At 68.7% G+C, this 20,001-nt stretch carries 17 protein-coding genes, 2 pseudogenes and 1 riboswitch; of the genes and pseudogenes, 4 read left to right on the top strand and 15 right to left on the bottom strand.

The features are described 5' to 3' along the window. Nucleotide 1: 1 nt before the first annotated feature. Entirely contained in the window at nt 2-1,501 is a 1,500-nt protein-coding gene (locus H074_RS06440) for a CoA-acylating methylmalonate-semialdehyde dehydrogenase (protein WP_007029216.1), read from the bottom strand. Between the two features lie 159 nt (nt 1,502-1,660). After that, nucleotides 1,661-1,846, bottom strand: a riboswitch (cobalamin riboswitch). Between the two features lie 133 nt (nt 1,847-1,979). Between H074_RS06440 and H074_RS42340 the strand changes: the two are divergent. Together H074_RS42340 and H074_RS42335 are read left to right on the top strand one after the other, a co-directional pair. Further along, nucleotides 1,980-2,258, top strand: a pseudogene (locus H074_RS42340) (DUF885 domain-containing protein); the annotation flags it as partial. A gap of 62 nt (nt 2,259-2,320) precedes the next feature. Beyond that, nucleotides 2,321-2,488 (top strand): annotated as a pseudogene (locus H074_RS42335) (DUF885 family protein); the annotation flags it as partial. An 88-nt stretch (nt 2,489-2,576) separates the two neighbouring features. Here H074_RS42335 and H074_RS06430 read toward each other — a convergent pair. After that, nucleotides 2,577-5,102: a LamG-like jellyroll fold domain-containing protein gene (locus H074_RS06430; RefSeq protein ID WP_235096673.1), complete on the bottom strand. Its 2,526-nt coding sequence runs from the start codon at nt 5,100-5,102 to the stop codon at nt 2,577-2,579. A gap of 345 nt (nt 5,103-5,447) precedes the next feature. Between H074_RS06430 and H074_RS06425 the strand changes: the two genes are divergently transcribed. After that, nucleotides 5,448-7,031, top strand: coding sequence for an FAD-binding oxidoreductase (locus H074_RS06425; RefSeq protein ID WP_007029212.1), 1,584 nt, complete (start codon nt 5,448-5,450; stop codon nt 7,029-7,031). Here H074_RS06425 and H074_RS06420 read toward each other — a convergent pair. The 7 genes from H074_RS06420 to H074_RS06395 form a co-directional block, all read right to left on the bottom strand. Beyond that, nucleotides 7,006-7,329 (bottom strand): hypothetical protein, encoded by a 324-nt coding sequence (locus H074_RS06420; protein WP_007029211.1) that lies wholly within the window; start codon nt 7,327-7,329, stop codon nt 7,006-7,008. The genes H074_RS06425 and H074_RS06420 overlap by 26 nt on opposite strands. A gap of 49 nt (nt 7,330-7,378) precedes the next feature. Further along, complete coding sequence (locus H074_RS06415) at nt 7,379-7,684, bottom strand: hypothetical protein (RefSeq protein ID WP_007029210.1); 306 nt, start codon at nt 7,682-7,684, stop codon at nt 7,379-7,381. 101 nt (nt 7,685-7,785) lie between these two features. Then, nucleotides 7,786-7,974 carry a hypothetical protein gene (locus H074_RS42330; RefSeq protein WP_420805366.1) on the bottom strand — a complete coding sequence of 63 codons (189 nt, stop codon included), beginning with the start codon at nt 7,972-7,974 and terminating at the stop codon, nt 7,786-7,788. Nucleotides 7,975-8,153: 179 nt separating this feature from the next. Then, nucleotides 8,154-8,387 (bottom strand): hypothetical protein, encoded by a 234-nt coding sequence (locus H074_RS42325; RefSeq protein WP_152521356.1) that lies wholly within the window; start codon nt 8,385-8,387, stop codon nt 8,154-8,156. Between the two features lie 216 nt (nt 8,388-8,603). Beyond that, the gene (locus tag H074_RS06405; RefSeq protein WP_007029208.1) at nt 8,604-9,848 is read right to left on the bottom strand and encodes an HNH endonuclease signature motif containing protein; all 1,245 of its coding nucleotides are present in this window, start codon (nt 9,846-9,848) and stop codon (nt 8,604-8,606) included. 319 nt (nt 9,849-10,167) lie between these two features. Further along, on the bottom strand, nt 10,168-11,751 hold the full coding sequence (locus H074_RS06400) for an AMP-binding protein (RefSeq protein ID WP_007029207.1): 1,584 nt from the start codon (nt 11,749-11,751) through the stop codon (nt 10,168-10,170). A 169-nt stretch (nt 11,752-11,920) separates the two neighbouring features. Continuing rightward, nucleotides 11,921-12,481 (bottom strand): TetR/AcrR family transcriptional regulator, encoded by a 561-nt coding sequence (locus H074_RS06395; protein ID WP_007029206.1) that lies wholly within the window; start codon nt 12,479-12,481, stop codon nt 11,921-11,923. 126 nt (nt 12,482-12,607) lie between these two features. Here H074_RS06395 and H074_RS06390 point away from each other — a divergent pair, with 126 nt between their 5' ends. After that, nucleotides 12,608-13,312 carry an alpha/beta fold hydrolase gene (locus tag H074_RS06390; RefSeq protein WP_007029205.1) on the top strand — a complete coding sequence of 235 codons (705 nt, stop codon included), beginning with the start codon at nt 12,608-12,610 and terminating at the stop codon, nt 13,310-13,312. A 96-nt stretch (nt 13,313-13,408) separates the two neighbouring features. Here H074_RS06390 and H074_RS06385 read toward each other — a convergent pair whose 3' ends face one another. From H074_RS06385 to H074_RS06360, 6 genes are all read right to left on the bottom strand, one after another. Next, nucleotides 13,409-14,602, bottom strand: a complete 1,194-nt coding sequence (locus tag H074_RS06385) for a cytochrome P450 (protein WP_051071893.1) — start codon at nt 14,600-14,602, stop codon at nt 13,409-13,411. A gap of 135 nt (nt 14,603-14,737) precedes the next feature. After that, the gene (locus tag H074_RS06380; protein ID WP_007029203.1) at nt 14,738-16,039 is read right to left on the bottom strand and encodes a serine/threonine-protein kinase; all 1,302 of its coding nucleotides are present in this window, start codon (nt 16,037-16,039) and stop codon (nt 14,738-14,740) included. A 17-nt stretch (nt 16,040-16,056) separates the two neighbouring features. Further along, nucleotides 16,057-16,689: a GDSL-type esterase/lipase family protein gene (locus tag H074_RS06375; RefSeq protein WP_007029202.1), complete on the bottom strand. Its 633-nt coding sequence runs from the start codon at nt 16,687-16,689 to the stop codon at nt 16,057-16,059. After that, the gene (locus H074_RS06370) at nt 16,686-17,447 is read right to left on the bottom strand and encodes a sugar phosphate isomerase/epimerase family protein (RefSeq protein ID WP_007029201.1); all 762 of its coding nucleotides are present in this window, start codon (nt 17,445-17,447) and stop codon (nt 16,686-16,688) included. The genes H074_RS06375 and H074_RS06370 overlap by 4 nt, the downstream gene beginning before the upstream one ends. After that, nucleotides 17,444-18,481, bottom strand: coding sequence for a LacI family DNA-binding transcriptional regulator (locus H074_RS06365; protein ID WP_007029200.1), 1,038 nt, complete (start codon nt 18,479-18,481; stop codon nt 17,444-17,446). Before H074_RS06365 ends, H074_RS06370 begins: the two co-directional genes overlap by 4 nt. A 67-nt stretch (nt 18,482-18,548) precedes the next feature. Continuing rightward, the gene (locus H074_RS06360; protein WP_007029199.1) at nt 18,549-19,991 is read right to left on the bottom strand and encodes a polysaccharide lyase 6 family protein; all 1,443 of its coding nucleotides are present in this window, start codon (nt 19,989-19,991) and stop codon (nt 18,549-18,551) included. Between the last annotated feature and the right edge of the window lie 10 nt (nt 19,992-20,001).

Here is a 20,001-nt window from a genome sequence, read left to right as displayed (position 1 = left end):
CTCAGCTCATCGTCGGGATGACGAAGCTGGCGCCTTCCTTGGTGCCCGAAGGCCAGCGCGAGGTGACGGTCTTGGTCTTGGTGTAGAAGCGGATCGAGTCCGGTCCGTGCTGGTTGAGGTCGCCGAAACCGGAGCGCTTCCAGCCGCCGAAGGTGTGATAGGCGATCGGGACCGGGATGGGCACGTTGACCCCGACCATGCCGGTGTTCACCCGCGAGGTGAAGTCGCGGGCGGTATCACCGTCGCGGGTGAAGATCGCGACTCCGTTGCCGTACTCGTGTTCGCTGGGAAGCCGCAGCGCTTCCTCGTAGTCGGCCGCGCGCACGATCGACAGCACCGGGCCGAAGATCTCCTCGCGGTAGATCCGCATGCCGGTGGTGACGTGGTCGAACAGGCAGCCACCGAGGAAGAAGCCGTTCTCGTGACCGTCCACAGTGGTTTCGCGACCGTCGACGAGCAGCTTCGCCCCCTCGGCGATTCCGACGTCGATGTAGTCGCGGACGCGCTGAACTGCCTCGGCGGTCACCAACGGCCCGAAGTCGGCCGCCTCGTCGAGAGAGGCGCCGACCTTCAAGGTCTTGACTCGCTCGGTCAGCCGGGCCGCCAGCGCGTCGGCGGTGGCCTCGCCGACCGGGACGGCGACCGAGATCGCCATGCAGCGTTCGCCGGCGGAGCCGTACCCGGCGCCGATCAGCGCGTCGACGACCTGGTCGAGGTCCGCGTCCGGCATCACGATCATGTGGTTCTTGGCGCCGCCGAAACACTGCGCGCGCTTCCCGTGCGCGGCGGCGGTCGTGTAGATGTACTCGGCGATCGGCGAGGAGCCGACGAAGCCGACGGCCTCGACGCGGGGATCGGTCAGCAGCGCGTCGACGGCTTCCTTGTCGCCGTTGACGACGTTGAACACGCCCGGCGGCAGGCCCGCTTCGAGGAAGAGTTCGGCCAACCGCAGCGGTACCGACGGATCGCGTTCGGAGGGCTTGAGCACGAACGAGTTCCCGCAGGCGATCGCCGGGGCGGCCTTCCACAACGGGATCATCGCGGGGAAGTTGAACGGCGTGATCCCGGCGACCACGCCGAGCGGCTGCCGCATCGAGTAGACGTCGATGCCGGTGCCCGCGCTGTCGCTGTACTCGCCCTTGAGCAGGTGCGGGATGCCGATGGCGAACTCGACCACTTCGAGACCGCGCTGGATGTCGCCGCGTGCGTCGGGGACGGTCTTGCCGTGTTCGGAGGCGAGCAGCCGGGCGAGGGAGTCCTCCTCGGCGCGGACGAGATCGACGAACCTCATCAGCACCCGTGCCCGCTTCTGCGGGTTCCAGCGGGCCCATTCGAGCTGGGCCCGCGCCGCGTCGGCGACCACGGCGGCCACCTCGTCGGCCGAGGCGAGCGGAACCCGGGCCTGGACGGTGCCGGTGCTGGGATCGAAGACGTCGGCGAAGCGACCGGACGTCCCCGGTACCGGCTTGCCGCCGACGAAGTGACTGAGTTCGGTGCTCATGGATGCCCTTTCCGAAAGTACGCAGGACGAAGCCGCCCGAGGGCCACGATCGGTGGCCGGGCAGGGGAGTACGGACGACTTACCGCCGGGGTGCGGGCGGGTCGGCGACTTTCGCGCAGGCAGGAAGAATCCGCATGCGTTCAGCTCCATCCTCGTGGACGAACGTGGACATCTGCGGCCGGTATCCTGGCTCCCGGATCCGCGACGGCTCCGGCCTTCCCGGCTTTCGCCAGTGGCCGATTCTCGTGGAGCGCCGCTCCCCGGTCACAGTGGCGGGACCGCTCCGGATTCTCACCGGCTTCCCTGCACCGCAGACCTGTGGACACCATAAAGTAGGAAGTCCGACTATGTCGAGGTTGTGGCGTACGCCTCAGCGGGCGGTGTGTCTCGTGGAAGGTAAGGACGATTCTCTTGAAGGGGAAGGCAATCGTGGCTTGCCGCGGGGTCGGCTGATGAGAAACCGTCAGCGGGGGCCGGTGTGCTGTCCTGGCTTCCCCAGCTCGAGCCGTCGGGGGAGCAGGCGGAGGAGGACTTTCTGGCCAGGCTGGCGGCGTTCCCGGAGTTCTTCGCGGCGCTGGCCGACCGCCACCGCGCCGGTGTCACGGCGGGCCGGACCCCGGTGGAACGCGCGGTGCGCGGCGCCGTCGACCACGTCGACCGGTTCCTGGCCGCCGAACCCAATCCGCTGCTCGTCCCGCCGCTGACCGGTGACCGCGTGGCGCGGCGGGAGCGGCTGTTCACCGAAAAGGTGCGCCCGGCGCTCGTCGCCTATCGCGAGGTTCTCGCCCACGAGATCGCCGGACGAGGAGTATCGGCGGCTCGGCACGGCTCGTCGTCGACACCGGACTGCACGCGCTGGGCTGGAGCAGGCAGTGCTGCGTGGACTACCTCACCGAACAGTGTGTGCTCAGCGACGTCGAGGTGCAGTCCGAGATCGACCGGTACATCGAATGGCCCGGTCAGGCGCTGTCGTACATGACGGGCAGGTGCCGCTGCCCGTGCTCGGCGACATCGTGCGGGAGTGGGTGACGGAGACGCGGCGCCGGGAGTGACCCCGGCGCCGCGTGACCCTGGCTCAGTCGCGCTTCGCGAGCATCGCGACCTCGGCCTCGGACAGCGGCCGGTCGTAGAGCCGGACGTCGTCCACCGCCCCGCGCAGGAAGTCGACCTGCTGACCGCCGTACTGGCCGCGGCCGATCACCGTGTGCCCGGTGCTCGGTGCGGCGGAGCAGGCGTTCTGCGAGGAGACCTTCTTGCCGTCGACATACAGCGACAACGTGCCCGCCTTGGCGTCGCGGACGCCGGTCAGGTGGTACCAGCGGCCGGCTTCGGGCTTCTCCGGAGACAGGGCGCGGAGACCGACGAAGCTCATCGCCCACCGCTGGTCCTGCCCGGAGTACTGCAGGAAGAACGCGCTGTCGCGGCCGGTGTCCTGGCTGACGACGGTCTGGAACGCACCGCCCGCCTCATCCAGCTTCGCCCACGCCGAGACCGAGTAGCTGCCCGCCGTGTCGACCAGGTTCGCCCCGGTGTCGGCCTGCCCGTTGCCCGCGAAGGCCAGTGCGCCGCCCTCGACACCGCGTGCCCACTGCGCGTTGGTCAGCGTGGCGTGCGCCGTGCCGACCGAATCCGCGGCGCTGGAACCGGTGCCCTCGTTGAACTTGTAGGCGTGCACGCCGTCGAGGCCCGGAGTGCCGGGGCCCGGGTCGGGCGCGCCGGAACCGCTGCCGTCGGCGCCGGAGATGATCGCCTGGTTGACCGCGCGCACCTGCGCGAAGTCCATCTTCTTCACCCGCCTGTCGTAGGTGAAGAAGCCGTTGACCTCGTGCTCGACGTCGGTGATCTGCGTGTAGATCGAGCCGCTTATGCCGCAGCTCTGCGCGGACGCGAGCACATCGCGCTGGTTCTGGACGTACCGGCTGTTCAGGGTCGCCTGGTCCTTCACCATCTCGTAGGCGTGACCTTCGCCGAACCACATGTGGTCCTGGACCTCGAGGCCGTAGCCACCGTGTTCGCCGTCGATCGAGATCCGCTTGCCGTCGGGCATCGGCTTCGCGGGGCCCGGGTAGGAGTGCCAGTCGATGACGTCACCCTTACCGGAGTCGCCGAGGGTGTCACAGCAGTTGACGCCGCTGTGCGCGTTGACCAGCCGGGTCGGATCCTGGGCCTTGACACTGTCGGCGATCTTGCCGGTCTCCTCGCGCGACCACTCCGCCCAGCCTTCGTTGAACGGCACGTAGCCGACGATCGAGGTCCAGTTCTTCTTCTGCTCCACCAATTCCTTCAGCTCGACCTGGAACTGCCGCTGAGCGTCGGCCGGCGGACGCCCGCCGGTGCGCATCGACGGCATGTCCTGCCAGACGAGCAGACCGAGTTTGTCGGCGTGGTGGTACCAGCGGTCGGGTTCGGTCTTGATGTGCTTGCGGACCGTGTTGAAACCGAGGACCTTGTGCTGTTCGAGGTCGAAGCGCAGCGCCTGGTCGGTCGGCGCGGTGTAGATGCCGTCCGGCCAGTAGCCCTGGTCCAAAGTGGACTGCAGGAAGAGGATCTTGCCGTTGAGGGTGAACCGGAGTTTGCCGTCGGCGCCCTTCGCGGTGCCGAATTCGCGCATGCCGAAGTAGGACGACACCTTGTCGACGGTGCGGCGGCCGTCCTTCAGTTCGACGTCGAGGTCGTAGAGGAACGGCGAATCCGGCGACCACAGTTTCGCCTTGGGCACCGGCAGCGAGATGGTCGCCGAACTGGATGACGCCTTGCTGCGGCTGACCACCTTCCTGCCGTCGCGGACCACGGCCTCGACGGTCAGCCCGGAGTTCCCGCCGGTGTCGACGGTGAGCTTGAGCGTGGAGGACTCGAGGTCGGGGACCATGCCGAGCGTGCCGATGTGCTTGGCCGCGACCGGTTCCATCCACACCGTCTGCCAGATGCCCGAGGCGCCTTCGTAGAAGATCCCGCGATCGGGGACCAGCCGCTGCTTGCCGACGGGCTGCCAGGTCGCGTCGGCGCGGTCTTCGACACCGACGATGATCTCCTGTTCTCCTTTGGGCTTCAGCGCCGAGGTGACGTCCGCGGAGAACGCGCCGTAGCCGCCTTGGTGCGAGGCCACCTCCTTGCCGTTGACGTAGACCTTCGCCTTGTAGTCGACGGCGCCGAAGTTGATCCGGAGGGTGTTGTCCTTGCCGACGTTCCAGTTCCTGGGCACGGTGAACGTGCGCCGGTACCACATGAAGTCCTCGTGCCGCTGGATCCCGGAAAGCGCCGATTCGGTGGGGTAGGGGACCAGGATCTTCTCGGCGAGCTTCTCGCCGAAGGGCGGGACCTCGCCGGGGGCGGCACCGGCGAACTCCCAGACCCCGTTGAGGTTCTGCCAGTTTTCGCGCACCAGTTGCGGCCGGGGGTACTCGGGCAACGCGTTGGTGGGCGACACCTGGTTCGTCCACGGGGTGGTCAGGCGTGGCTTGCCCATCTTCCAGCCGCTCTCGGCGGCCGTCGCGGCCCCCGACGTCAACGCCAGGGCGGATACCACCGCGACCGCGGTCGCCAGTGATTTCCGGAAGCGTCTCGTCTTTCGGGGACGGTGTGGTGACAACGTTGGCAACATCTGCTCGACACCCTTCTCCGGGGGCGGCCGCCTCGGCGGAGGTGCGCCTCCCGCTGGACCTGTGCAGGCGTGAAACCACGACCCCGTGGCGGTGGGAACCGGTGTGAGCCGGGCCACGGCTGGTCGCCAGGATGTTTTTACATCGTTGATACAACGTTGTAAAGCGTCGAAGGCCTCGAATCGGTCCTGGATGGCAGAGCTGTCCTGCGTTTCGGAAGTGGCGGGATTCCCGTGGTCACTCGTCGAGTTCGCGGTAACCCGGGCCGGTCACCTGTGTTCCGTACGTTGACACGGTAACTGACCAATAAGTAACTTACTGAAAAGTCAGATCGAACGGAGTCATCGATGCCGGCCGAGGAGCGTTCGTGGTGGGGCTGGGGCACCACCGACGGCGAACTGTCCCGGGAGGAGTCCGACGCGCTGGTCGCCCGCACGGCGGGTGTGCTGCCCGGCCACGACTTCACCGACCACGCTCCGCCGGACCCCGCGGAACTCGACATCCCGGCGTCGCGGATCCGCCCGCCGGCGGCGCTCGCCGCGTTGTGCAGTGACGTCCCGGTCGACCGGTTGTCCCACGCCCGCGGCAAGGCGTTCCGCGACGTCGTCCGCAACCTGCTCGGACGGCTCGACCACGTCCCCGATCTGGTCGCCCGTCCGCGTACGGAACAGGATGTCATCGACCTCCTCGACTGGTGCGCGGCTTCCGGCACCCCGTTGATTCCTTACGGTGGCGGCAGTTCCGTGGTGGGCGGGGTCGAACCGCGGTTCGACGGTCCGGCGATCTCGATGGATCTGGCAGGCCTCGGCGACGTGCTCGAAGTGGACACGGTCAGCCGCGCGGCCCGGATCCAGGCGGGGATCTTCGGCCCGGCGCTGGAAGACCGCCTTCGCCCGCTGGGGCTGACCCTGCGGCATTTCCCGCAGTCCTTCGCCCATTCGACGCTCGGCGGCTGGCTCGCCACCCGCGCGGGCGGGCATTTCGCGACCCTCGCCACGCATATCGACGATCTCACCGAATCGCTGCGCATCGTCACGCCGGCCGGCGTCAATGAATCGCGGCGTCTCCCGGGTTCGGGCGCGGGCCCCTCGCCGGACCGGATGTTCCTCGGCTCCGAGGGCACGCTCGGCGTGATCACCGAAGCTTGGATGCGCCTGCAGGACCGGCCGGTCTGGCAGGTCACCGCCTCGGTCGCCTTCGAACGGCAGGAAGACGCGGTCGCCGCCACCCGCGCGATCGCGCAGTCCGGGCTCCACCCGTCGAATTGCCGGCTCCTCGACCCTGCGGAGGCGCTCATCAACGCGGGCGCGAGTGTGGGCGGTGGCCTCCTGCTGGTCGCGTTCGAATCCGCCGATCACCCGGTCGGCACCTGGCTCGACCGCGCGCTCGAACTGACCGCGGGCCACGGCGGTGTGGTGAAAGCCAGGCGCAGCAAGGATTCCACCGGCCAGGACAGCGCTTCGGCATGGCGATCGTCCTTCCTGAGGATGCCCTATCAGCGCGACGCCCTGGCCCGCCGGTCGCTCATCGTGGAGACCTTCGAGACCGCGTGCACGTGGGACGACTTCCCGGAGTTCCACGACGCGATCACCTCGGCGGCACGCGCCGCGATCGACGAGGCGTGCGGTGGCGCGGGTGTCGTCACCTGCCGATTCAGCCACGTGTACCCCGACGGCCCCGCGCCCTATTACGGCATCTACGCCGCCGGGCGCTGGGGGAGCACGGTCGCCCAGTGGGACGAGATCAAGGCCGCGGTTTCCGAGGCGATCGTGGGCCACGGCGGCACGATCACCCATCACCACGCCGTCGGCCGCGACCACCGGCCGTGGTACGACCGGCAGCGTCCCGACCCGTTCGCCGCCGCGCTCACCGCCGCCAAGTCCGCGCTCGACCCGGCCGGGATCCTCAATCCCGGGGTGCTGATCGGCTGACCGGCGGGCGGACGAACGAGGTCGGCAACGCGGTGAACCGCATGGCCACCAACGACGACGTCCGCCCCGCCATGGTCTGCACCTGGGCTTCGCGTTTGCGGAACACGGCGTTGTCGAGCAGCGCGTAGGCGACTCCTTCGGTGACCGCGTCCTGTTCGATGTCACCCGGTCCGCCGACGAGCGCGATCCCGCCGCCGCATCGGACGAACCCGTGCTTCGGGCTCAGTTGGTTGTTGGCAAGCCGGCGGCGGGCTTTCGGCTTCGAACTCGGTTTTGCGGCGGGCTGAGTGGTGCTCACCCTTGCCTGCAGCCACGCTACTACGAGACCTACCTTGCGGCGGTCGTGATCAGGTCTGCTCGGTCAGCCTGCGGGTGAGATCATCCAGGCGGGCGCTGAGTTCCTCTGGGTTGGCGAGGTCGTAATGAACGCAGTCGACGACGCCGGTGTCGAGGTTTCCGACCTCGAGTTCGGCTTCGCCGCTGGTCCAGATGCTGAACCAGCCCACCATGTCGCCGGTCTCGCAGACAACCCCGGCCGCTCTCTTCTCGTAGTCAGGGCCGAGAGTGAGTTGCCATTGGATCGCGGTAGCTTCCCACTTCGGTGCGTAGGTATGGACGGCCGCGACGAACTGGGCGAGGTCGAGCTCGTTCACCTGCCGATGCTATGCCGCCGCGGCTGTCGTGGGCGCCCGGTAGTACGTCTTGTTGCGGGGCATGGCGAACGGGACGTCGCAGCGGCGGCGGGCCAGGCGGATCAACGCAGCGTTGTGCTTCTTCTTCTCCTCGTCGCGTTTCCACTGGTAGTAGGTCCTGCTGGTGGGGACGTGCAGGGCTGCGAACGCGGCGAGGAAGAACGCGCGTTTGAGCTTGCGGTTGCCGGTGCGAGCCGGGTGTTCGCCCTTGATCGAGGCGCCGGAGCTGGGGCGTCGCCGATCTCCGGCAAGATGCGGGCGGCGGTCCTGACTCCTATGCCGGGCAGCGAGGTCAGGGCCCCGGCAAGAGAGTGCGTATCGAGTATCTCCTCGCCCTCGGCAGCGACCTGTTTCCGTTACTGGAGCACGGTTTTCAGGCTGTCTACCAAGCGGGGCAGCACTGTGTTGGCGGCGGCGGTGCCGGGGGCGATCACGGCCCGCTCGTCCAGCGGGACAGGATTTCCAGCACCGCCGGGTGGCTGATTCTGGGGCCAATGGCGCGTTCGAGGGCGGGGTGGATGCCGGTGAGCAGGCCGCGGATGCGGTTGCCGATTCGGGTGGCTTCGCCGACCAGGTCGTCGTCGAACCTGACCAGCATGGCCAGCCAAGCCGAGGAACACGCCATAGCCGCCGATGCCACCAGGCCCGGTGACCCCCGGATCATGCGTGCGACTGGAGGTTGGTCATGCCGGACCTGACGACCACAGCTCCTTGGTCAGGAACTACGAGGAAGGTAACGAGGGCACCGGGCAGCGGCCGATCATTCCGGCCGGTGGTGAGCAGGTCGTGAGTGGCGGCATACTTCGGTTGCTGTCACGGCGGTTTGCTCTCCGAGCATGCCGAGGAGCCCGTCGCCTGGTGGTCGGCGGGCTCCTCGGTTTCAGCGCTTGTTGCGACGAGGTCGTTGTAGTGGGTCCAGGTACTGCGGCGGGATGAAGTCCGGTCGGCCGCCGGTCATGCGGATTTTCCAGCCGGATTGGCCGTGGATGACCATGTGGTGGTAGCGGCAGAGTAGACAGAGGTTGTCGAGGTCGGTGTCGCCTAGCTGGCCCCACGGAAGAATGTGATGGGCTTCGCAGTGCTTGGGTTTTCGGTGACAGCCGGGGAAGGCGCAGCCGTGGTCGCGGAGGTTCAGGGCCCGGCGTTGGGCTGGGGTCACTGATCGGGCGGCGCGGCCGATGTCGAGGGGTTCGCTGTCGGTGCCGAGGACGGCGGGGATGATTTTGGCGTCGCAGGCGAGCATCCGCGCGTGCCGAGCGGTGATCTGCGAGACCTCGTCCACGCAGGCGGATTCCAGTCCGGAGGTGAGGGTGTCCAGGGGGATGGTGACGACGACGGTGGTCCGGTCCCCTGACAGGGTGGGGGCTTTGTCGTTTGTCATGGCGTAGTGGATGGCGTCGAACAACGCATCACCATGACGCTCACCGGGAGTGCGCGGGTCGCGGTTGCCGTCTTCGTCGACGGGTCTTCGTTGTCCCCAGGTGTCGAACAGGGCGTTGGCGCGGGCCCCGAATTCCGGGTCCAGGAGGCCGTTGAGTCGCCACCAGCCGTCGTCGCGTTTGCGGAGATGCACTTCGCGTGAGGGTGGTGTGAGGTCCTCGTCCTTCGGCTCGTTCCCGTCGGGGTCCAGCCGCGCCAAGAGTTCCGCGCCGGCGTTGGTGATCTGCTGTGGGCCGGCCTGGCGGGCCAGGTTCACCAGGATCTGTTCGGCGCCCGACCGTTCCTCGGCGGAGGCGTCGGCGGGAATTTTCTTCAGCACGGCGAGGATCGGGTCGAGGTGCTGGTGCCCGAGGTCCCCGTCGGCCGCGGCGGCGCCGGCGATCGGGGCGGTGGCGGGTGCGGGGGTGCCGTCCAGGTTCCGGCTCTCGTTCACCGCCAGCGCGCGGGTCACGGTGTCGCGGGCTTCTTTGGGGCTGATCCGGGCGGTTTCGGCGAACCAGCCCGCGGTCGAGCCGTGTCCGAACAACTCCATCGGGCCCCGGGACTCGATCTCGGCCAGGAACTGCCCGACCTCCGCCAGCGCCTGTCGTGCCACCGACAACCGTTCGACCACGCCGTGCGCGAGTTCCCGCGCACCGGCACGCCACAGCTCCTGTGGCGGTTCGAGGGTTCGTCGGCTGGACACCCCGCCATAATATCAGCAAATTCGAACACATATTCGATCCGGAAAGAACTTTTCTCGAAGGTGGAATGAAGGTAGTTCGCATTCAAAAGTGCGCGAATAACACTCGTGGGTGAGGGACGGCGTGGTCGTGAGTCGCGTTCTCTTGGGGGTACTTCAGGCGGCCTGAGCGGCGGACCGTGGTGGGCCTCGTGAGTGGTTAGGACGGTTCTAACCGTCCTAACCACTCACGAGGATCGCCACAGTGGTCGCGCTATCGCAGGCGAGATCATCCGGTGGAAAAACGCGAAGTGGGCGCAGTACCGGAGATGAAACGGACAGCTCACAGCTCCCGTAGCAGGTACCGCTGCAGTTTCCCGCTCGCGTTGCGCGGCAACGATTCGAGGAACCGCACGCGCCGTGGGTACTTGTACGGCGCCGCGGTGGCCTTCGCGTGGTCCTGCAGGGCTTTCACGAGGTCCGTGCCGGGTTCGGCGCCGGGCCGGGGTACGACGAACGCGGTGACGACCGAACCGCGATCCGGATCCGGTGTGCCGATCACGGCGCATTCGTCCACGTCCGGATGCGTGAGCAGGACCTCCTCGACCTCGGGAGCCGCGATGTTGTAGCCCGAGGAGATGATCATGTCGTCGCTGCGCGCGACGAACCGGAAGTAGCCGTCGGCGTCGCGGACGTAGGTGTCGCCGGTGATGTTCCAGCCGCCGCGGACGTAGTCCCGCTGGCGCGGGTCTTCGAGGTAGCGGCAGCCGGTGGGGCCTCGCACCGCCAAGAACCCGGGAGTGCCGTCCGGAACGGGCGTGCCGTCGATGTCGAGGACGGCGGCCCGGTAGCCGGGAACGACCTTGCCGGTCGCGCCGGGACGCGCGTCGTCGTCGGCGGCGGAGATGAACACGTGCAGCATTTCGGTGCTGCCCAGCCCGTCTATCAGCGGCCGTCCGACGATCTGCCGGTACTGCCCGGCCACAGGAGCGGGAAGCGACTCGCCCGCCGAGACGGCCCGGCGAACTCCGGTCAGCAGTCGCCCGTTGCCGGCGTTCAGGATCGCCCGGTACGCGGTCGGGGCGGTGAAGAGGACGGTGACGCCTTGATCGGCGACGAGGGTGGCGAGTTCCGCCGGAGTGGCGCGTTCGACGAGCAACGTCGCCGCCCCCACGCGCAAGGGGAAGACCAGCAGGCCACCGAGGCCGAAGGTGAAGGCCAGCGGTGGCGTACCGCAGAAGAGGTCGTCGGACGTCGGGCGCACGACGTGCCGGGAGAACGTGTCGGCGATCGCGAGCAAGTCGCGATGAAAGTGCATCGTCGCTTTCGGGGAGCCTGTCGTGCCTGAGGTGAAAGCCAGCAGGGCGACGTCATCGGCCGCGGTCGGGACGTCGGCGAAGGTCGCCGGATATCGTTCCGCGCGGGCGGCGAGCTCGGTTCCGTAGGACACGGCAGGCAGATCGGGCGGGAGTTCGTCCAGCAGGCGTTCGTCGCAGACGGCGAGCGCGGGCTTCGCGCGGCCGGCGATCTTGTCGAGTTCGGCGCGCCTCAGCATCGGCATGGTCGTGACCGCCACCGCGCCCGTCTTGAGCACGGCCAGCCAAGCCGTCGCGAGCCATGGTGTGTTGGCTCCCCGCAGCAGCACCCGGTCCCCGGGAACCACCCCGAATTCGGTGACCAGGACGTGGGCGACGCGGTTGGCGCGGGCCAGGACTTCGCCGTACGTCCACGTTTCGGCGGGCGAAAGCAGACATGGCCTGCTCGGGCCGAACCGCGCGACGGTGTCGTCGAGCAGCGCGGTCGCGGCGTTCAGCCTGTCGGGATACCGCAGTTCCGGCAGATCGAACACGAACTCCGGCCACTGATCGGCGGGAGGCAGGCGATCACGGCAGAACGGGTCGACGTGCGCGCTGGGAGAAAGCATCATCGTCGCCGCTCCTCGATCCGGCCGTGCCCCCTCCCGCGAAGGTAGCACTTGTTACGACCGTCGAGAAGACGCGATGTCCTGCCCGTGACGACGGCACCACACAGAACATGCGACAGAATGTCCCCTGTGGACGCGGAGGGGGCCGGACCGGGCGGGGCCGCGCGGAAGCTCAGCTCACGACATCGGTGACCGCGCGGCGCAGGGTCGTGCGCACGGTCTCGGCGTCGTCGAGGTTCCCGCCGTGAAGCGCGCCGTCGCGGAGGAGGACGAGCGTGCGGGCGGCGTGGTCGGGGTCGGGGTGACCCGCGTCGCGCGCCAAGTCGCGAAGCGCACCGAAGAACCACTCCCGGTGGTCGTCGATGACCTGGCGGACCTGGTGCGCGGGATCGGGGTATTCGGCGGCGGCGTTGAGGAACTGGCAGCCGCGGAAGTCGTCGTCGAGCGTCCGGTCGCCGATGATGCCCAGCGCGGCCAGCAGCGCTTCGCGGGCGGGCTTCCCCTGCGTCACCGCGCCGACACCCGCGCGGATCCGTTCGCTCGTGGTGCTCAAGTAGGCGGCGACGAGGTCGTCCTTGGTGGGGTAGTGGCGGTAGAACGTCGCCCTGGTCACGGCCGCTTCGGAGACCAGGCGCTCCACTCCGACGGCGTGGATGCCCTCGGCATAGAAGAGCCGTGACGCTGTCTCGAGCAGCCGGACCTTCGGGTGTATGTCCCGGTCGACAGTCGGCATCTCTCAACTATAGAGAAAGAACGATCATTCCACCAGGTCGCCATCGTCACGTTGCGGAAGACATTCCGGGTCAGCATGGTTGAGGCAGAAAGACCGATCGTTCTACCTAGCTCAGAGGGAGCCATCATGAGCAACCAGAAGCCCACCATCGTCCTGGTCCACGGCGCTTTCGCCGACTCGTCCAGCTGGAACGGCGTCGTCCCGAAGCTGCGTGAACAGGGCTACCGGGTGCTGGCCGCGTCGAACCCGCTGCGAGGGATCGAGTCCGACGCGGACTACGTCGCCGACGTCGTCAACGGAGTGGACGGCCCCGTGGTGCTGGCCGGGCATTCCTACGGTGGCGTGGTGATCAGCCGCGCGGCCACCACCGCGCCGAACGTCAAGGCGCTCGTCTACATCGCCGCCTTCCAGCCGGAGGCGGGGGAGAGCGTGTTCGAGCTGTCCGGCCGGTTCGAGGGCGGCAAGCTCGGCCCGGACACCACGAACGTCCTCGCGGCCCAGGGTGAACTGTCGATCAAGCCCGAGAACTTCTCGGACGTGTTCGCGGCCGACGTCCCCGCGGAGACCGCCGACGTCATGGCGGTCACCCAGCGTCCGGTCACCGAGCGCGCGCTCGCCACGCCGTTCGACGGCGAGCCGGCGTGGAAGAACGTGCCGTCGTGGGCGCTGATCGCCGAGCAGGACCACGCGATCCCCGCCGCCGCGCAGGCGTTCATGTCCGAACGCGCCGGTTCGGAGGTCACCAGGGTCGACGCTTCGCACGCTGTCTCGGTCTCGCGGCCGGACGTCGTCGCGGAGGTCATCCTCGCGGCGGCCGCCAAGGTCGCCTGACCTCGGTCGCTTGACAGGTGAAACCCTCCCCGGAGAGGCTGCAAAAGCGCTTTTGCAGCCTCTCCGGGGAGGTGGGCGGCCGCGCGGCTCACCGGTTCACCAGGTGACGGGCAGTTCCCGCACCGTGTAGAAGACCGCGTTCTCGTCGAACGGAAGTTCTTCCAGTGGGATGGCCGATTTCAGGGTCGGTATGCGCCGGAAGAGCGTGCCGTAGACGACCTGTAGTTCCACCCTGGCCAGTGGGGCACCGAGGCACAGGTGCCTGCCGTGGCCGAAGGCGACATGGTGGCGGGCCTTGCGCCGGACATCGACGGTGTGCGGATCCGGGAAGGCGGCCGGGTCCCGGTTGGCCGTGTTCTTCACCGCGATGATGCCCTCGCCGGCGCGGATGAGCCTGCCGCCGATCTCCAGATCCTCTCGCGCGACGCGGCGCGCTTCGGTGTGGGTGTTGGACAAGTAGCGCAGGAGCTCCTCCACCGCGCCGGCCGCCCGCGCGGGGTCGCCGTCACGGACCAGGGCGAGCTGGTCCGGGTTCGCCAGGAGCGCGGCCGTGCCCAGCGCGATCATGCCCGCGGTGGTGTCGTGCCCGGCCACCAGAAGGAGCTGGCCCAACGTGGCGATCTCACGCGGGGTCATCGCGCCGGTCCGGAACTGTTCGACGGCCAGCGTGCTGAGCAGATCCTCGCCGGGCGCTGCGTTCTTTTCGAGCACCAGCTCTTCCAGATAGGCGTTCAGCTCCTCACTGGCGGCCATGGCCCGCTCGGGATCGAGCTCGTCCATGACGAGGGTGCGGGCCACCCCCTGGAAGAAGCCTCGGCCGGCGTAGGGCACGCCGAGCAGTTCGCTGATCACCAGCGAAGGGACCGGCAACGCGAACGCCGTCACCAGATCCACCGGCTTGGGACCGTCGAGCATTCCGTCGACGAGGTCGTCGACGATCCGCTGGATCCGGGGTCGCAGAGCCGCCATCTTCCCGATCGTGAATTCCGGCGTCAGCAGCCGCCGCTGGGCGGTGTGTTCCGGCGCGTCCATCTGCATCAACGTCTTCATCTCGGTGTCGCGTGCTTTGCTCACCGCGTTGGTGTGCGGGAAGGCGGGTCGCGCGGCATCGACGCTGACCCGTGGATCGGCCAGGACCATGCGCACGTCCTCGTAACGGGTGATCAGCCACGGCGTGCCGCCATCCCACAGCTTCACCCGGGACACCGGGTCCTCTTCGGCCCGCCGCAGCAGTTCCGGTGCCGGGTCGAAGGGGCGGCCCACCGCGCGCGCCATCGGGAATCGCCGCATGCCCGCCTGGTCGTCGTCCACACGTTTCTCCTTGCTGTCGAGTGCTTCGCGCTCGCAGCATGCCGGTGCGGAGAACCCCGGTAATCGGACAAATCAGACGTGAATTGCGTCACATTATTTCGGACGGCCGGACCGCTAGGAACTCCGGCACACCGCGACCGGCGCGTCCCCACCTTCTTGCTCGGTGGCCGCGATGAAACCGAAAGTGGTCGTCCCGCCGGCGGGCAGGACCGCGTTCCAGTCGAGTTCCGACACCCGCACGCGGTCGCCGTCCTGTGCCAGGGAACCGTTCCACAGATTGGCGATGCGGGTGCCGGGCGGCAGGGTCCAGCTGACCTCCCAGCCGGTGAGCCGGGTGTCCTGGGCGTTCCGCACGGACACGCGGACCTCCGAGCCGCCGGGCCAGCGGTTGGCGATCTCGTAACGCGCTTCGCACACCGGTTTCGCGGCCGAAGGGGATGGCGCCGCCACCGGGGCGACGGCTTCGGGTGAGTCGCCGTCGAACAGCAGGATCCCCGCCAGGGCACCACCCGCCACCACCACGCCGCCCGCGATGACGAACGGCAAGCGTGAACGGCGGGTGGGCGCGGGAAGCCGTTTCGTACCGGACAGGATCGCCGAGCGGCCGTCTGCGACGGCGGCGAGCATCCGCTCGGCCTCGGCCATGTCCGGCCGCTCCCGGGGATCACGCCGGAGCAGCCGCAGCAGGACGTCCGTGAGCGGGCCGGTCGTCCGCGGCGCGGTGATCTCGCCGCGGGCGACCCGCTTGAGGAGCGCGATCTGGTTGGCGTCGGTGCCGAACGGCGGCGCGCCTTCCAGCGCGGTGTAGAGCGTGGAGCCGAGCGAGAACACGTCCGACGGATAGCCGGGTTCCTCGCCGTCCGCGACCTCGGGGGAGAGGTACGCCGGAGTGCCGACGACGAGGCCGCCCCCGGTCATGGTCCCTTCGCCCATGGCGTGGGACAGGCCGAAGTCGGCGATCTTCGCCTGGCCGTCCCCGGTGATCAGGACGTTGTTGGGCGTGACATCCCGGTGCAGGATCCCGTTCTCGTGGGCGGCGGCCAGCGCCGAGGCGATCTGCGCGCCGAGTTCCGCCACCCGGCCCGCGGGGAGCGGGCCGTCGTCCGCGAGAAGTTCCGTCAGCGGCCGTGACGGCAGGAATTCCATGACCAGGAACGGGGTTCCGTCCTGCTCGGCGACGTCGTACACGGTGACGGCGTGGGGATGCTCGAGCCGCGCGGCGACCCTGGCCTCCCGCATCGCGCGCACGATCGACCGGAAAGGCGCGTCGTCCGACCAGGTGTCCGGCAGCAACTGCTTGACCGCGACCGTGCGGTCGAGCCGCTCGTCGTGCGCCCGCCACACCACGCCCATCGCGCCCCGGCCGACCTTGCGCTCCAGCCGGTAACGCCCGGCGATGACGGCATTCCGGTCCACGAAGGCAACTGTATCCGCTAGGGCTGCGGGACCTTCCCGACCGGCGCCCCGGCGGCCGCGAGCCAGGCATCGGCGAGCAGCCGGTGTCCCAGCGGGCTGGGGTGGACGCCGTCCGGGGCCAGCGTCGCCGCCCCGTGCTCGGCCGCGGCACGCGGCATGAACAGGTCCGCGCGGACCAGCCGCGCGCCGAACTCGGTCGCCACGTCGATCGCGGCTTCGACGCGCGGCGCCAAATCGCCGAGCCAGTCCTGCTGTTCCGGTTCCACCGGCAGCAGGAACGGCGTGATCACGTACAACTCGGCCGGGAGATGCTGCCGCGCACCGGCCAGCAGCCGGGAGTAGGCGGCGCGGAACTTCCCGATCGGGCTGGGCAGCCTGCGGTCGAACGTGCGCCAGGTGTCGTTGATGCCGATCTTCACCGTCAGCACCGTGGGGCGTGCCGCGAGGACGTCGGTGGTCCACCGGGCTTCGAGGTCGTAGATCCGGTTGCCGTTGACCCCCCTGTTGACCACCTCCGGCCCGTCGCCGAGGAGGTCCGCGATTCGCCGGACGTAACCCTTGCCGAGTGAAGCGGGATCGGTGCGGTCACGGCTGGAGTCGGTGATGGAGTCGCCGGCGAACAGCAGCCTGTCGGCTTCGGTGAACCTCACGCGCCCGCCTCGATCAGCTTCCGCAGCGAGTCCGCCTCGCCGGGGATCAGGTCCGGATCGTTGTCCGGGACGAACTCCAGCAGCGCGTCGAGCGGCCGTCCGGTCTTCGCGAGCAGGCCGAACGCCCGCGTCCACAGTTCCGCCCTGGCGGTCAACGGATGCCGCTCGTTGCTGGGCCACCACGAGAACACGTGCACCGCCCGAACCCGGTCGAGGACCAGTTCCAGCCCCGCCAGCGCCTGATCGTCCGGCAGGTCCTGTGGCGGTTGCCAGTAGGTGCCGAGATTGTCGCGGCCGACCTCTTCGAGCAGCCGGACGGTCGATTCGGCGGTGTCGGTCAGCGTCCCGCCGTGGTACTCCAGCGCGACCTCCAGGCCGTGTTCGTTCGCGACGTCGGCGGCCTCGCGGAGACCGGCGACGACCTGCTCACGTTCGTCGGGGTCGACGTCCTCGGAGCCCGCCTTGCCCGCCCACACCCGGATCCGCGAGGCGCCGAGCCGGACCGCCGTGGCGGCGATGTCGCCGAACTTCCCGGCCTCCATCGGGGTGGCACGGAAGTAGGAGCCGTAGGAGTCGCAGGTCAGCCCGTGCCGCGCCATGGCTTCGAACGCGCGCTCGGCCGCCCAGTCGTCACCGGGGCGCACGTGGACGTCGGCGCCCCATTCGATCACCTGAAGTCCCGCGTTCTCGGCGCGACGGGCGACCTCGTCGGCGTCCAGCCTTCGCAGCGTCACCGAACACAGTCCCGGGCGGATCATTTTCCCTCCAACGGTTGAGTGCTTTCCCGCAGCACGACCTCGCCGGTGATCGGCTTGACGCGGGGACTGTCCGCGCGGTCGGCGAGGACGAAGTCGAGAGCCCGTTCGCCCATCGTTTCGATCGGCACGCGCACAGTCGACAGCGAAGGCCTTATGTCGCGCAAGGTGATGATGTCGTCGAACCCCGCGATCGCGACGTGCGCCGGTACGTCGACGCCGTGGTCGCGGCAGGCGGCCATCGCGCCGACGGCCATCACGTCGTTGACCGCGAAGACACAGCCACGGAAGCCGCTTTCCAGCGCCCGCACCATCGCCGCGTAGCCGCCGTCACGGGTGAACTCCGCGTGCAGGACCTGGTTCACGGGCAGGGGGACGCCGTGGTGGGCGAGGCCGTCGCGGAAGCCGAGGACGCGGTCGCGTGAGGTCAGCAGCCCGGGCGGCCCGGCGAGGACGAGGAAGTCGTGGTGCCCCAGTCCGGCGAGCCGTCCGGCCAGATCCGCCGCGCCCGGCCGGTTCTCCAGCATGACGGTGTCGAACGGCAGTTTCCGCTGACCGATCACCACGACCCGGCCGTCGGCGGCCTCGAACGCCTTGAGTTCCTTGGTCAAATTCCGTTGCAGGGCGCTGTCTTCGTTGCGCGAGCCGGCGAGGATGACCGCTCGCGCCCGTTGCCCGCGCAACGTCGTGACGTACTCGAGTTCCTTCTCCGGATGGTTCTCCGTGCTCGCGATGGTGACCGTCAGCCCATGCCGGGCGGCCACGCGCATGACACCGGACGCGATCGAGGAGAAGTACGGGTCGACGATGTCGTGCACCAGCAGCCCGACGACGTTGCCGCGGCCGCGGGCCATCGCCTGCGCGGGCACGTTCGCCGTGTACTGCAACCGTTCCGCGGCCCGCAGCACCGATTCCCGCAGAGTCCCGCTGACCTGTCTGGTTCCGCCGTTGAGCGCTCTCGACGCCGTCGCGAGCGACACTCCCGCCTCACGGGCGACGTCCGCCAGGGTGGCCGAACCCGCGGCGCGCTGCGGCATGGTTCCTCCTCGGTGGTGCGGTGGGCTCACGCCGGCGTGGGCTGCCGCCGGCGTGAGCCCGGCTTCGCTACGGAGCGTCGGGTCCGACGTCCGCGGTGGTGAGCGGCCGGTTGGTGATGGTGGCCGTCGAGTACTCGTCCGCCCCGACATCACGCTGGCTGCCACGGGGCTGGCCGTCGATGTCGAAGGCGGTCGGCGCGACCGCCAGCGTGGCCGCGTTGATCGCGGGACTGTTCGAGGCGAGACGCGAAATCCCGTCCGAACCCTGGACGAGCTTCGGGTCGATCCGGCTGAAGGTGCCCGCCGGGATGTTGCCGTCCCCGCCCGAGCCCCACAGGATGTTGCCCGACCACGTGAAGTTGCCCGTGGTGCTCATCGCGACCAGATCGCCGTTGCTGCCGACGAAGATGTTGTCGGAGATGGTGCAGTCGCGCGGTTCGATCGTCCGGTTCGTCTCGCCGGACAGCGTGCTGCTGTTGTTCAGCAGCGTGTTGTGCGCGATGAGCACGCGGTCCGCGGCGTCGTTGCCGCGCCGGGATTCGGGCGACTCACCGACGAAGTGATCGCGGACGGTGCCACTGCCGACGACGAGTGCCCGGCTGGACAGGCCGGACAGGTAGTTGTTGACGATCGTGTGGTCGTTCCCGTAGATCCGGATGCCCTCCTGGCCGTTCAGGATGAAGTTGGAGTCGACCAGGGTCTTGTTGCCGTGGCGCAGGACGATGCCGCCGAGGCTGTTCCGGATGGTGTTGTACCGGACGAAGTTGCCGGACGACTTGACCGAGATCGCCTCGGGGTCGCCGTTCGCCCGCTCGAACAGGTTGTTCTCGATCTTCGCGCCGGCGGTGCTGAGCGCACGTGGGCTGACACCGAGCCGGATCGGCTCGCCGCCGTTGCTGCCGCCGAAGGTGTGGTCGGAGAAGTAGTTCCGGAAGACCTCGACGCCCGAGGCCATCTTGTCGTCGTCCGCACCCTCGATGCGGAGCATCACGCCGAGGGTCGACTTGTGGTGGAAGTGGTTGCGGTCCACCTTGGTCTTGTCGGCGCGGACCAGCACCCAGTGCAGGCCCTCGATGTCGGCGAGCTGGAAGTCGTTGCGGGTCAGGCGGATCACCGAACAGTTCGGCGGGATGTCCAGCATCGTGCTCTGGCGGAACTTGAACCCGCTGATCGTGACGCCGACGGAGTCGTCGAAGACGAAGCTCTGCTCGCCGTTCAGCGTCACCCCACCGCGGGACTGGGCGACGATGGTGATCGGCTGGTCCTTGGTGCCGCGCTTGCCCGTGATGGTGATCGGCTTGCCCGTCGGCACGGTGTACGTCCCGTTGTTCACGGTGATGACAGTGCCGGCGGCGGCCGAGTTGATGGCGTTCTGCAGTTCGGTCAGCGAGCTGACGTTCAGAGCGCACAGACCGTTCGGCTTGGCGGACGCCGTCCCGCTGGTGACCCAGGGAACGGTGATCAGCGCGGCGCCGAGGGTGGCGCCGCTGAGGAACCTTCTGCGATCCATGATGCCTCCG

It is taken from the genome of Amycolatopsis decaplanina DSM 44594 (assembly GCF_000342005.1).
GTDB lineage: Bacteria > Actinomycetota > Actinomycetes > Mycobacteriales > Pseudonocardiaceae > Amycolatopsis > Amycolatopsis decaplanina.
This window is presented reverse-complemented; position numbering and strand designations above follow the sequence as displayed.

Excerpts from the sequence above, each read along its gene's own strand:
- H074_RS06440 (WP_007029216.1), bottom strand. The coding sequence starts at position 1,501 with ATGAGCACCGAACTCAGTCACTTCGTCGGCGGCAAGCCGGTACCGGGG.
- H074_RS06430 (WP_235096673.1), bottom strand. The coding sequence starts at position 5,102 with ATGTTGCCAACGTTGTCACCACACCGTCCCCGAAAGACGAGACGCTTC.
- H074_RS06425 (WP_007029212.1), top strand. The coding sequence starts at position 5,448 with ATGCCGGCCGAGGAGCGTTCGTGGTGGGGCTGGGGCACCACCGACGGC.
- H074_RS42325 (WP_152521356.1), bottom strand. The coding sequence starts at position 8,387 with ATGATCCGGGGGTCACCGGGCCTGGTGGCATCGGCGGCTATGGCGTGT.
- H074_RS06400 (WP_007029207.1), bottom strand. The coding sequence starts at position 11,751 with ATGATGCTTTCTCCCAGCGCGCACGTCGACCCGTTCTGCCGTGATCGC.
- H074_RS06395 (WP_007029206.1), bottom strand. The coding sequence starts at position 12,481 with ATGCCGACTGTCGACCGGGACATACACCCGAAGGTCCGGCTGCTCGAG.
- H074_RS06390 (WP_007029205.1), top strand. The coding sequence starts at position 12,608 with ATGAGCAACCAGAAGCCCACCATCGTCCTGGTCCACGGCGCTTTCGCC.
- H074_RS06385 (WP_051071893.1), bottom strand. The coding sequence starts at position 14,602 with ATGCGGCGATTCCCGATGGCGCGCGCGGTGGGCCGCCCCTTCGACCCG.
- H074_RS06370 (WP_007029201.1), bottom strand. The coding sequence starts at position 17,447 with ATGATCCGCCCGGGACTGTGTTCGGTGACGCTGCGAAGGCTGGACGCC.
- H074_RS06365 (WP_007029200.1), bottom strand. The coding sequence starts at position 18,481 with ATGCCGCAGCGCGCCGCGGGTTCGGCCACCCTGGCGGACGTCGCCCGT.
- H074_RS06360 (WP_007029199.1), bottom strand. The coding sequence starts at position 19,991 with ATGGATCGCAGAAGGTTCCTCAGCGGCGCCACCCTCGGCGCCGCGCTG.